Genomic DNA, 12336 nt, shown 5'->3' with positions numbered 1-12336 from the left:
TGCGGGCGAGATCGCCCGTCTGCGGTCCGAACTCATCTTGTCCGAGCCGCTGGACTGGGACTGGCTGTCCATCTGCCGCGATCATCTCCGCGCGCGCCTTGTCCCGGGCGGGGACGCCCGGGCCTACGTCGTCGACGCCCCGGAGGGCAGGCTTGCCTCCTGTGCTCTCGCCCTTGTCGATGCCGTGCTCCCCGCCCCCCGGTACCCCAAGGGGCTGGCCGCGCGGATCCAAGCCGTCGCCACCGTTCCCGACCACCGCCGCCGCGGCTACGCCAAGGCCGCGCTGACCGCCCTGCTCGCGCACCTGGAAGGGGACGGCGTGACGCTCTACGAACTGCACGCCTCCGACGAGTCCGTCCCGCTGTACGCCGCCCTCGGTTTCACCAGGGACCCGGCCCTGATGCGGATGACCCGGATCCCGTCCTCAGCTCACGCAGCCGCGCACGGGATCTGACCGGCACCGAATCCGAGTACCACAGCGACAGCCGATCACCGCACCACACGACGAGGAGCAGCTACGTGGCTTATGTCCGCCGGGACCAATGGGACCAGCACTATGCGCAGGACCGGGGCTTTCGCCGGGTCGGTCAGGCCGAGAGGGATCTGCTGGCCGAGCACGTTCCCGCGCCGACGGGCGGCCGGGCGCTGGACGCGGGTTGTGGAACCGGGGAATTGGCCGCCTACCTGGGCGAACTCGGCTACCTCGTCGATGCCGTCGACTTCGCCGACAGCGCTCTGGCCCGGGCCCGGGCCGAGCGGGCCGGCGCGGTCGGCGTGCGCTGGCTGTGTCTGGACGTCGCCCACAACGACCCGGCCGAGCTGAGCGAGGACGGATACGACCTGATCACCCTGCGCCTGGTGTATCCCTTCTTCGGCGACCGGCAGCGGGTCATGCACGCACTCGCCGGGCGGCTGCGCCCGGGCGGCGCGATCGTGGTGATCACTCCCCTGGCTGCCAGCAGCCCGGCCGACCGGCGCGACATCGCGCTGGACGAGCACGAGATCCGGGTGCTGACCGAGAGGTGGCAGACCGTAGAGCGGTTCAACGCCGACGGCCTGGCGGTGATCGTGCTGCGCGACGGTCTACGGGAGTTCACCGCGGTGGAGAAGGAGGGGGCGCCATCGGCGCAGGCGGTCGCCGGCGCGTGCATGGTGGTCACCGAACCCTTCGGACGGGTGCTGCTCGGGCGCTCATGCGACGGTATGTGGGAGCTCCCCGGAGGCGGCGTGGAGCCGGGCGAGTCCCTCCCCACGGCGGCCGTGCGCGAGCTGGCCGAGGAGGCCGGGCTGAGCTGCCGTGCCGAGGACGCCCATCTGGTGGCGGTCCTCCCGGACGACCGGGGCCTCCTGCGGCGGCTGTCCGGTGTGGTGCGCGCCGTCGCCTGGTCCGGTGAACCGGCCGTCGCCGACCAGGAGTGCCACCGGTTCGAGCGGTGGGAGTGGCACGATCTGCGCGCACTGGCCGCTCTCGGCCCGATCTTCTCGCCGTCCGCCCTGGCGCTGAATCTCGTGTGGCCGGGCGTGCTGCCCGGTCTGCCGCCCGTGCATGCCTACCCGGTGGCCAGCCGGCGGCCGCCGGTCGACGGCGAACCGCCGCAGGCTGCGCGGTTGCGGCACGCGATGACCGAACAGATCCTCAGGCGCGGGTACAGCCTGTCGGCACCGGTCCTCGAAGCGCTGCGGAGCGTGCCTCGCCACCGGTACGCGCCCGAGGTCTCCTTGGAGACGGCGTACGACGACGACCTCGCCGTCGTCACCCTCAGGAACGAGGAGGGGCGGGCCGTCAGTAGTGTCTCCGCCTCATGGTTGCAGGGCATCATGATCGACGGTCTGCGGCCGCAGCCCGGGATGACGATGCTGGAGGTCGGCGCGGGCGGCTTCAACGCCGAGCTCCTCGCCCACGTCGTCGGCCGGCGCGGGAGCGTGGTCACGGTCGACCTCGACCCGTACGTGGTGCACCGCACCCAGCAGTTGACAGCCGAGGCCGGCAGCGGCCGCGTCACCGCGATCCTCGGCGACGGGGCCCTCGGCGCACCGGACCACGTCCCCGCGGACGGCTTCGACGGCATTGTGGTCACCTACAACGTGTGGGATGTCTCACCTGCGTGGCGCGAGCAGCTCGCCGAGGACGGCTACCTCGTCCTGCCGCTGGAAATGCACGGCTACACCCGTGCGATCGCCCTGCGAAAGCGAGGGAGCGTGCTGGAGGCGGGCCCCGGCGATTGGACGTTCTGCGGGTTCATCCGCGACCGGGGATCCGCCGCCCGCACCACCCCCACCGTCGATCTGCCCGGCGGGCTCCACCTGCGATTCGAGGACGGGCTCCCCGCAGACACCGCCGGCCTGGACCAGTCGATGCGGGGGCCTCGCTACGAACTCGGCACGGGCGTTTGTGTGTCCGGCGGCGAGTCGTTCGAGACCCTGCAACTGCTCCTGGCCACCACGCTGGACGGGTTCTGCCGACTCGCGGCGGACGGCGAGCACGACGGCGGCCTGGCGTCCGTGCCGCGCGGCGCGGACGCGGCCGCCCTGGTGAGTGAGGAATCTCTGGCGTACCTGACCCACGTCCTGATCAAGGACGGTGACACCCCTGCCGAGCGGCGCAGCGAGTTCATCGTCCACGCCTTCGGCCCCGCTGGCGAGGGCCTCGCCCAGCAGATGGCCGCTCGGGTCCGCGATTGGGACAGCACCGTCCGTGCCGCGGGCTACCCCCACCTGACCGTGCACCCAGCCGGCACGGCGGACCAGGAGCTGCCCGAGGGCCATGTGCTGGACAAGGCGGATTCCCGGCTGGTCTTCCGCTGGCCCGCCCTGGACAGCAGTGCCCCGGTCACTACAACAGCGGGGAACCTGGCGGGCGCCGCAGACTGCCGGTGATCGTGTGGATCACCCTCATGGCGGTCACGCACTGCCTCCACGCCAACGGCCACGCCATCAGCACCACCGACCTCCCCCGCGAACAGCCCCTCGCTGCCGTACGCGACCGATTCGGCGCCCCGACCCGAACTCCCTAAAGGAGACACCACACCGTGCACGGCACCGTCTGGGACACCATCCACCGACTCGCCCACCGCTTCAACGAACACGACACCGCGCTCGGCCTGAACCAAGACGAGCAATGGAGCCTGCAAGTCCTCAAGATCGCAGAGGAGACAGGGGAAGCCTCCCAGGCGGTCATCGGCGCCCGCGGCACCAACCCCCGCAAAGGGACCGCTCCATGGGAGAACGCTCACGCGGAAGTCGCGGATGTGGCCATCACGGCCCTGGTCTCCCTGGCCCGCATGCGCCCCGACGACGCCGAGGAGTACCTCGAGCGGCATCTGGCCGCCAAGTCGGCGAAGTTCCTTCTCTCCGATCCCGCGTCAGTCCCGGCCCCAGCGGAGCCGGCATGAGCAACTCCCGTTCGACGCCGCAGCCAGGACCGCCGGGCCACGCACGAGTGCTGAACCTGCTGGATGAGGTCGAAGGAGGCTGTGCGTGACGGCGTCCGATGAACCGCTCCCCCATACCGCCGCATCCTCGGCGCCGGTGGCCGCCAAGGACACGGTCCACCGGGACCTCATGCTGTTCAACAACGGGCTGGCGGTCGGGGTGCTGGGCGGCGCGGTCACGTCCGTCGCGCTGCCGAGCCTCGCCCTGATCACGCTGAGGGCGACGCCGCTGGAGATGAGCGTGCTCTACGCCGCCCAGCGGTTCCGCCGGAGAGTTCCTTGCCCCGGTCCCAGGTCAGGGTCTTGCGCAGCTGCTCGGGCAGCAGTGCCATCGATGTGGTGAGCGCCGCGTTCATCGCGATCGCGCCGTAGCCCCCGAGTGAGGTGCCGTTCTTCACCGGCGGATTCTCGCCCCAGCCTTCGAGCCGGGGCAGGTGCACCAGGAGTGTGGAGCGGCTGCTGCGCTCGACGAGCGTGCCGATCGCGGAGCGGCCGGTCCCGATGATCAGATCGCCTTCCCAGTGTCCGGGGACCGCGCGGTCCGCGGCCTCGGCGGGGCGTTGGCTGAGGACGACGTCCTCGGTGACATGACCCTTGCGGCCTGTTCTGCGACCGTGCGCGGGGAGTACGCAACGCCCGGCCGGTCCGCAGACACGCGACCAGCTCCCGTTTGAGCGCACCGCGGCCCTCGATGAACGGCGCCTGGTAGATCGCTTCGTAGCTGATGTGCATGGACTCATCATCGGGGAAATCGACGCGAAGCCGCCGCGAGATCTGTTCCGGGCTCCATGCCATCGCCCATCTTCTGTCCTGCCGGTGCGGCTTGTTCAGCCCCTTCCACGCGGGCGTCTTCGGACCGGTGACGATCGAGCCGTCGGGACGACGGACACTGCCGGCGAGCCGTTCCTGCACGTATTCACGCAACCTGTCGTTGCCCGCGAGCTTGGCCGCCTTCGGGCGCTTCGCGGCCTGCTGCGCCTTCCACTGAGCGACCGTGGCCCGATACTCCTGCTTCCCGCTGCGGGTGGCGGCGTTGCGGCGCAACTCGCGCGAGATCGTCCCCGGATCACGTCCGATCGCGCGGGCGATCTCTCGCACGCCCTTGTCCTGGGCACGCAGAATCGCGATCTCCTCGCGCTCCTCGAAGGACAGGTAGCGGCCGGTGGGCTCGGCCAGAGAGATCGGCGGCATGCCGCCAGCGTGACGGAACCACCGAGAGCCGACCGGCACCGAAACCCCAACCGCCAGCGATGCCTCAGCCGTCGTGATGCCCGTGGCGATCAGCCGCCAGAACTGCCGCTGCACCACCCGCGACGGATCAGGCCGGCCACGCGAGCGCATCGCCGGCCTCAGCGCCCGACCAGCACGCCACTGCCACCGAAGCTCCTCGGGCACATCGCCGGTCTTCCGGCTCCAGTCCTCCGTAGCGATCTTGAACACCTCCGAAATCAAGGTGTTGCGACGACCGGTTGAATCCGCCCTCGCTGCCGCGATCCGTATGCATGACGCAACCCTGCTCCAGGCCGCCACGCCCGGCCGCCATCCGCAAGGCGGCGACCGGCAGCTCGGCGCGGTGGTGGTCGGCCATCGCCCAGCCGACCACCTCCCGCGTCGCGAGATCGATACAGGTCGCCAGATACAACTTCCCTTCCAGCGTGCTGAGTTCAGTCATTTCGCCGACGAGCCGCATCCCGGGCCGGGGCGCGGTGAAGTCCCGGCCGATCAGGTCGAGCGCGAACACCGCCCGCTTCGCCTGCCGGGTCAGGCCCCGCCGCCGGCGGCGGGTGATCCCGACGATCCGGTGCTTGCGCATCAGCCGCTCGACCCTCTTGGAGTTCACCACCCGCCCGGCCCGCCGCAGGGCAGCGTGGACCCGCGGAACCCCGTAGGCGCCGCGAGATCCGGCGTGAAGCACCCGGATCTCGCCCACCAGCACCTCCTCGGCCCGCTCCCGCATCATCCGGGCCGGCTCCGAGGCCCTGTGCGCGTAGTAGGTGGAACGGGGCACTCCCAGCACACGGCACAGAAACGCAACGCTGTGACCTGCAGGATTACTCTCCGACGCCTTCTCCGCATCGATGAAACGACACCGTGCCACGGTGTCTACCTCATCTTGTCCTGAGCGAAGAAGGCGGTCGCCTTTCCCAGCACCTCGATCGTGGCCTCCTGCTCGCGAACCTTCCGCCGCAGCCGGACCAGCTCCTCACGCTCCGCAGTGGTCAAAGCCCCGGCGGGTCCCTCACCGCGGTCGACCTTCGCCTGCTTCACCCACCCGCGCAGCCCTTCCGGACTCACACCCAGATCCCTCGCGACCTCGGTGACTGTCTTCTCCGAGGACAACGCCAAGGCGACCGCGTCCCGCTTGAACTCGGCCGTGTACCGCTTACTCATGTTGCTCTTGCCACTCACTACCTGTGACTGCTTCCTCCGGGACCATCCGTCCCAGTATCAAGCTGTCCGGTCGGCAGGGGGAACCTCACCCTAGGGAGCCACCCTCGTGCTGTACACCGACGGGCTGATCGAACGCCGTCACGAGGACATCGATTCCGGCCTGGCCCGGCTTGCCGACTCCCTGACCGTCACCAGGGGACCGACCCCGAAACACTCGCCGATGCCCTCCTGGCCGACCTGATCCCACCCGCCGGGTCCAGCGACGACACCGCCCTGGTCGTTCTTCGACTGTAAAGACCTGGATCAGGCAGCGGCGTACATCACCTCCAGAGACGCAACCCGCAGCGCACTTGCTTCTGGCACCCCCGAGAGCTCATACAGGGACAAAGCGTCACGCCAGCAGGCGCGTGCGCGGCTCGTCTCGCTGAGCTGGTCCAAGACACGCCCTAAGAGTGTTAGGACGTTGCCTCGCATCCGGTCACCGCCGATGCATCCGAACGCGAGGGCTTGTTCGGCGTGGTGGGCGGCTTGTACGGGGCGGCCGGCGGCCAGGTATGTTTCGGCTATGCGGAAGTGAGTGGTTCCTTCCCAGAGGCGTTGCCGGTGGTCACTGAAGAGGCTCAAGGCTTCGGAAAACTGACTAAGAGCCTCAGTGTGTCGGCCAGCCGTATTCAAGGCGATGCCGAGGGCGTAGTGACTGTTGGCGAGGCGTACCGTTCGTCCAAATTCGGCGTGTGCTGCGACGCCGAGCTGGGCGATCTCAACGGCCTGCGTCACGTTACCCATGCCCAGGTGAGCGCGAGAGAGGTTACACAGGCCGGTTGCTTCGAGAACTCGGTCGTCGGTGGCCCGGTGACCCTCGAGCGCCTGTTCAAAGAAGGTCCTACTCTCCGCATACCGGCCTTGAAGCAGGCAGATGAGTCCTCGGTTGTTGGCGGCCCAGCGGATGGCGGTCGTGTCCTCTGCGGACGCCGCCCGTTCCATGGCGAGCCGCGCCTGCTGCGCCGCGTGCTCAATACGGCCGGAGACCAGGTGGACATCGGTGAGGACCATGCGTGCCCTGCCCTCTGCCCGAACGTCCCCCGCCGCCTGTGTCGCTTCGCATATCGCCCTGGCCGTCGTCTCGTACTGGTGCAAGTTGGCGCCCAACTCGGTCAGGTCCTTGGCCGCCCACAGCAAATCCACCGCCCGCCTCAACCTGTCCGTACCCGCCGACTGCCATACGCAGGACAGCAGCGAAGCCGCCTCCGTGTCCAGCCACTCCAAGGCCGTCGACCCGTCGGTGAATGTCAGCCCCCGGTACTCCGTCGGCTCCAAGTCGTCCACCAGCCGGTCCCCCGGCCGCTCAATCGCGTACACACCCGCCGCCGTGGCCAGGTAGAAGTCCAGCAACCGCGACATCGCCGCATCCCGCTCGCCCGGCGGCCGCTCATCCCTCTCCGCGCACACACACGCATAGGGTCGAACCAAGTTGTGATACCTGTAGCGCCCGGGCGCCGCGGACTCCAGCAGGGACGTATCGACGAGCGACTCCAGCAGGGCCTCGGTCTCATCCACCGGCAAGTCCAGTGCGGCCGCGGCCGCCGCCAGCGAGATGTCCGGGCCATCGGCCAGGCCCAGCAGACGGAAGGCACGGGCCTGGGCCGGCTCCAGCTGTCCGTACCCCAGCTCGAAGGTCGCCTTCACGGCCAGGTCCCCGGCCTGGAGCTCGTCTAGGCGGCGCCGCTCGTCCGCGAGCTTCTCCGCCAGTACCGAGACCGTCCACGTACGACGGGCCGCCAGACGAGAGGCGGCCATCCTGATCGCCAACGGCAGGAAGCCGCACTCCGCCACCACGTCCAGCGCCGCCTCCCGCTCCGAGGCCACCCGCTCCTCGCCCACGATCTTCGTGAACAGCTGAAGCGCCTCCTCCGGCGACATCACGTCCAGGTCCACCAGATGCGCCCCGGCCAGGTCAACCATCCGCACCCGCGACGTCACCAGCGCCGCGCACCCCGCCCTTCCCGGCAGCAACGGCCGTACCTGCGCCGCGTCCCGTGCGTTGTCGAGCAGGACCAAGACCCGGCGGCCGTCCAGCACCGAGCGGTACAGCGCGGCCCGCTCCTCCAACGAGTCCGGGATGGCCGCGTCGGCCGTGCCCAGCGCCCGCAGGAAGGCGCCCAGCACCGTCTCCGGGTCCGCCACCCGCGGCCCGGCGCCCTGCAGGTCCACGTACAGCTGCCCGTCCGGGAAGGCCCCCAGTGCCTGGTGCGCCACGTGCACCGCGAGCGTCGTCTTGCCCACGCCGCCGATGTCCGCCAGCGCCGACACCGCCATCACCCGGCCCTCGGCCGCCGACGCAGACGACAGGACCCCGCTCAGCTCGGCCACGATGGCTGCCCTTCCTGTGAAGTCAGCGACAGGAGCTGGGAGTTGAGCCGGGTGCACCGGCGCGGCGGCGGTATCCGGGGCGAGCGGCGCCGACGGTTCCGCCAGGCTCGGATCTGCCTGGAGGATCCGCTGCTGGAGTTCCCTCAGGCCCGGGCGCGGGTCCACGCCCAGTTCCTCCGCCAGCAGACGCCGCGTGTCCGCGTACACGGCGAGTGCCTCCGCCTGCCGACCGCTGCGGTACAGCGCCAGCATCAGTAGCTCACGCAAGCGCTCCCGCAGAGGATGCGCCGCCGTCAAGGCCGTGAGCTCCGAGACCGCCTCCGCGTGGCAGCCCTGTTCCAGGTCCATGTCAAGCCGGGACTCGACCAGCTGGAGCCGCCACTCCTCCAGCCGCGTCCGTTGAGTCTCCGCGTACGGCCCGGGAACGCTCGCCAGGGCCTCCCCCTCCCACAGGCCCAGTGCCTCGTTAAGCACGGCGCGAGCATGAAACAAGTCGCCGCGGTTCTTAGCGCGTTCTGCCTCTGCCGCCAACGTTTGGGCCACTCCGAGGTCGAGCGCGCCCTCCTGCGGTGTGCCGATCGCGTACCCGCCCGACTCGCTGACCAGCACCCCGGGTGGCAGGACCTTTCGCAGCCGGGACGCGTACGTGCGTACGGCGGCCAGGGCCTGGGACGGCGGCTCGTCACCCCACAGCGCGTCGATCAGCTCGCCCGCCGTAGCTACACGGCCCTCGCGGAGCAGCAACGCAGCCAGCAGGGCACGCTGCTGCGGCGAACCTGTGGGCAGAGGCTCCGCCCCGCGCCAGGCGCGCACTGGGCCGAGCACGCTGAAGCGCAACGCCTCCGACTCTTCGCGGCCCTGAAGCTCAGGTACTCGCGGTGCACTCGCCCGGCCTCGCATCGGCGGGGCGGATGATCGGGCTCCCGGTGATGTTGGGCCATGGAAAGCCAAGGTTGGGTGAAGAGATCGCGGTGCCCACTTCTGCCGCACAGCGGCACGCTGCACGGCAGCCGCAACAAGTGCGCTGGCGCTCTGGAAGCGCCGTTGATCAACGAAGGCTCGTGCGGTCTCGTACTCCACGGCCGCCAGAGTCCGCAGCGCAGAGATTGATCGAGGGTGGTGGGTCCCCAAGGTCGCGGACATCCGCTGTACTGCGATGGCCATGACGTCCGCCGCGCGTTTCATGCGCTCTCGCTCATCTACTGCCCGGGCCGACTGAAACTCAGCTGAAGCCAGCGTGACCAGGGCCGAGAAGGATTTGGGATGGTCACCGCCAAGGAGGCGGAGAAGGCGCCGGGCAAACCCGGTGAACTCCTCCAGTAACTGGTCCGCCTCCTCGTACCGTTCGCCCCTGCGGGCAGTCTCGACGAGGATCGCGGTTGTCAGCAGCTGGATGTCCAACTGCTCCTCTATATCGTCGTCACTCTCGACCGAACCCGCCATTTGGCGGGCTTGGGACGCGAGGTCGGCGGCCCGGGCGACATCGTCCCGCCGTAGCATTACGGATGCCAGGTTCGCCAGTGTCGTGGCAGATCTGGAGCCATGGTCTGAGCCGGCGAGGAGCGTCGCAGCGGTCTCGAGATGTCCCCGATCAGCTAAAATCACAGCCAGTTGATTACGTACGGCTTCGTCCACGTCCCGCGTCCGAGGATCCTGGACGAAGCGTGACGACAGATGCTCCAGCAGTCCTTGGGATACGTCATAAAGACCGAGAGCGTCTAGCAACGAAACAAGGTAGGCAACATTCTTGCCCGCCGACGGGCGACCTAGCAGCAACTGATCGGCGCAGACAGCCTCTACCGAGCGCGTCACCCGCGAACGGGCCGCGTCCTCACCGCGCAACGCGTGCTCGGCAAGGGTGATCGCTTCCTGCAAGGTGTCACTCATACTCCGCCCTCGCCCGGGTCTTCTTCGATGATGCGCTTCAAGGCGAGGTACCTGAGTTCAGCTACGTGCATCGGGTCCATGACGCCCTGCTCGGACAACTGTTGGAAAGCGTGGATCACGCTCTCTACACGGTCCGTCTGCGTGCGAAGTGACAGACCGTCCGCGGATTCCTGTTGCGGGATACGCTCGCGGCGGCCAGGGCGTAGCACGTCCATGAGATGAGCAACGTCGAAGTGGTCGAAACGTCGCATCACCTCCCTGACAGTGGCGGCAAAGAGTACATTGGCATTGCGGCCCGGGTCGGCACGGTCGGGGACCTGTTCCAGGAGAATGCCCACAACCATCGGCTCTCGATCCTGCGCGATGCCTTCGACTGGACCGCCGGAATAGCCGGAATAATCGCCAAGCTGCTGGTCGGCGGTCAGCTGCAGGGCCTCGATCGAAGCACCCCCTTCGCACAGATAGCGCACAGCTCCGCTGTCAATGTGACCGCTGAGCTCTACCTCGTTCTCGGCGGGCCGATATGGGCCCCGCCATCGGTCGCCGTCCTGGGCAACTCCAGCCGCGGGTACAGGCTGGGTGATATCGAAGAGGGGAGAAATCTCGATCAGCGCCAGGTCAGCATCCTTGTCCTGACGGCAGACCTGCCCCTCCACACGGGTGCCGTCAGCCAGCACGATATCCATCTGGGCATCAAAGGCGGTGAGGCCACGCAGACAGTGGAGCGCAGTCAGTACAAACCGGCGCGTCACGAGGAAGCCTCCCCCAAGACGCTGTTGGGCCTGGTACAGATCGACCCAGTACCCCGCACCAGTCATGGCCTACCCGAGGCCCGCTCCACAGTGAGCGTCACCTCAAACGAGGCTTCTGCGGACGCTTTGGAGAGGATGACACCCGCCTCCGCAGCCAGAGTCAGCCCGAACGTGACGTCCATGCTGGTCACCTGCCAGCCGTCCCGCTCGGGCACCTGGGCCAGTGATTGCTGGGCAATCGCCGATGCCTGCACGATGGCTTCCTCCACCTCGGAAGCACGGTCGCCAAGCGCCGACGTCGACCGGGTCCGAGCGGCAATCTGACGGCTTCCTGCGGCATCGAGAGCGACCGTCTCGACTCTGACCTCGGCCATGGCTGCGACTCCCCCGTCAACGAACCTGCTGCATCTCTCGGAAGGGTAGCCACGCCACAAGCCGCGTGCGACGGCTTCGTGGAACAAGGGTCTGGGGCATCATGACCGACCACCACGTCTTCGGCACCGGCATCCATTCCATCAGCAAGTTGGTCTGGCCCGTCAATGCCCGTCTCGAGCCGGTCTTCACCGAGCACGGCAACCAGCGGCGCACCGCATTGCCGCCTGCCATGTCAGCGAGGCGCTGCTCATGGCGCAAGACAGCGAGCACGACCGTCGCGATTTTGCCGACCGGGAGCCTACTGGAGCAGGCCCTGGGCGCTGTGCAGCAGTCGAGCGTGTGACTGTGTCAGCTAATACGTCGCCGCCGGGTTCCTCCCTGTGCTTCGCAGGCCGTCAGCTACGCGGCGAGTTCGTACGTACGGCAGTGCACGAGGAGGGTGAGCTCCGCCTCTGCACGAGGTTTCACGCATCCTCGTGGCGGAAGGAGGCGCATGCGGCGAGGCCGTGGCGCCGGGCGTTCTCCTCGGCGTAGCGCAGGGACTCGGTGTCGAGGTCGACGCCGACCAGCCGGACGCCGGTCACGTCTCGGTAGTCCTGTTCGAGGAGGTCGTCCATGACGCCGCAGGGAACGGACGCGAGGGTTGCGCCGTCGGTGATGTGCTCGGCGATCAGTTCCCTGAAGCGGTGGTAGCGCTCGCGGGCCTGGCAGTTGATGTACTCCTCCAAAACCTGTGGTCCCACCAGGTCGAAGGCGTTGTGGCAGAAAGTGTCATGCCCGATGGCGAGTTGGTGGCCGAGCGGTTCATGATCTCGGTTGCGGTGACCCTCCGTGGGCCCAGCACTGGAAGTAATCCGGAATCAGAACCCGGCCGTCGTCGAGAGCCTGCGGCCACCCGCGGAAGCCGGCGTCCACTTGAGTGGGTATGGACCACGCACTCCACAGCCCCCTGCCCCGTTATCTTCTTCGCGGTCCTGCAAGAGGGCCGCTGGCCTCCGGGCCCGGCATGACTGTTGCCCCCTGTCGGTGGGATGACAATGCCGTTGCTTTAGTGGTCGTGCCATCGGTGGTTCAGGCTGACGACGACCGGGGAACGGTGGTGGCTGGCTGGTTCTCCGGGGGCCTTGCTG

The 12336-nt window shown here is 68.5% G+C and carries 10 protein-coding genes and 2 pseudogenes; 5 read left to right on the top strand and 7 right to left on the bottom strand.

The features are described 5' to 3' along the window. Positions 1-37: 37 nt before the first annotated feature. The 3 genes from ACZ44S_RS36705 (at position 38) to ACZ44S_RS36695 (ending at position 3392) form a co-directional block, all read left to right on the top strand. The gene (locus ACZ44S_RS36705) at positions 38-454 is read left to right on the top strand and encodes a GNAT family N-acetyltransferase (protein ID WP_466937288.1); all 417 of its coding nucleotides are present in this window, start codon (positions 38-40) and stop codon (positions 452-454) included. Between the two features lie 65 nt (positions 455-519). Continuing rightward, positions 520-2877 carry a methyltransferase, FxLD system gene (fxlM, locus tag ACZ44S_RS36700; RefSeq protein ID WP_466937286.1) on the top strand — a complete coding sequence of 786 codons (2358 nt, stop codon included), beginning with the start codon at positions 520-522 and terminating at the stop codon, positions 2875-2877. A 152-nt stretch (positions 2878-3029) separates the two neighbouring features. Further along, the gene (locus ACZ44S_RS36695) at positions 3030-3392 is read left to right on the top strand and encodes a MazG-like family protein (RefSeq protein ID WP_466937284.1); all 363 of its coding nucleotides are present in this window, start codon (positions 3030-3032) and stop codon (positions 3390-3392) included. Positions 3393-3700: 308 nt separating this feature from the next. Here the strand turns inward: ACZ44S_RS36695 and ACZ44S_RS36690 are convergent. From ACZ44S_RS36690 to ACZ44S_RS36680, 3 genes and pseudogenes are all read right to left on the bottom strand, one after another. After that, positions 3701-4772: pseudogene (locus ACZ44S_RS36690) on the bottom strand (IS30 family transposase); the annotation flags it as partial. Next, positions 4750-5529 (bottom strand): IS3 family transposase, encoded by a 780-nt coding sequence (locus tag ACZ44S_RS36685; RefSeq protein ID WP_466937282.1) that lies wholly within the window; start codon positions 5527-5529, stop codon positions 4750-4752. The gene ACZ44S_RS36685 and the pseudogene ACZ44S_RS36690, both read right to left, overlap by 23 nt. A gap of 5 nt (positions 5530-5534) precedes the next feature. Next, positions 5535-5840 carry a transposase gene (locus tag ACZ44S_RS36680; RefSeq protein WP_361497581.1) on the bottom strand — a complete coding sequence of 102 codons (306 nt, stop codon included), beginning with the start codon at positions 5838-5840 and terminating at the stop codon, positions 5535-5537. 76 nt (positions 5841-5916) lie between these two features. Here ACZ44S_RS36680 and ACZ44S_RS36675 point away from each other — a divergent pair. Next, positions 5917-6116: pseudogene (locus ACZ44S_RS36675) on the top strand (SpoIIE family protein phosphatase); the annotation flags it as partial. A gap of 9 nt (positions 6117-6125) precedes the next feature. Here ACZ44S_RS36675 and afsR read toward each other — a convergent pair. The 3 genes from afsR to ACZ44S_RS36660 all read right to left on the bottom strand — a co-directional run bounded on the left by afsR (position 6126) and on the right by ACZ44S_RS36660 (position 11205). Continuing rightward, entirely contained in the window at positions 6126-9092 is a 2967-nt protein-coding gene (afsR, locus tag ACZ44S_RS36670; RefSeq protein WP_466937367.1) for an SARP-family global regulator AfsR, read from the bottom strand. Between the two features lie 983 nt (positions 9093-10075). Further along, the gene (locus tag ACZ44S_RS36665; protein ID WP_466937279.1) at positions 10076-10897 is read right to left on the bottom strand and encodes a S1 family peptidase; all 822 of its coding nucleotides are present in this window, start codon (positions 10895-10897) and stop codon (positions 10076-10078) included. Then, positions 10894-11205 carry a CU044_2847 family protein gene (locus tag ACZ44S_RS36660; RefSeq protein WP_466937277.1) on the bottom strand — a complete coding sequence of 104 codons (312 nt, stop codon included), beginning with the start codon at positions 11203-11205 and terminating at the stop codon, positions 10894-10896. Before ACZ44S_RS36660 ends, ACZ44S_RS36665 begins: the two co-directional genes overlap by 4 nt. Before the next feature lie 101 nt (positions 11206-11306). Between ACZ44S_RS36660 and ACZ44S_RS36655 the strand changes: the two genes are divergently transcribed. Then, on the top strand, positions 11307-11549 hold the full coding sequence (locus ACZ44S_RS36655; protein WP_466937275.1) for a hypothetical protein: 243 nt from the start codon (positions 11307-11309) through the stop codon (positions 11547-11549). A 121-nt stretch (positions 11550-11670) separates the two neighbouring features. Here the strand turns inward: ACZ44S_RS36655 and ACZ44S_RS36650 are convergent, their stop codons facing one another. After that, complete coding sequence (locus ACZ44S_RS36650) at positions 11671-11949, bottom strand: class I SAM-dependent methyltransferase (RefSeq protein ID WP_466937273.1); 279 nt, start codon at positions 11947-11949, stop codon at positions 11671-11673. Between the last annotated feature and the right edge of the window lie 387 nt (positions 11950-12336).

The sequence above is a fragment of the Streptomyces malachitofuscus genome (assembly GCF_055571035.1).
Note: the sequence above shows the minus strand (reverse complement) of the source record. Positions and strands in the feature narration are given on the sequence as shown.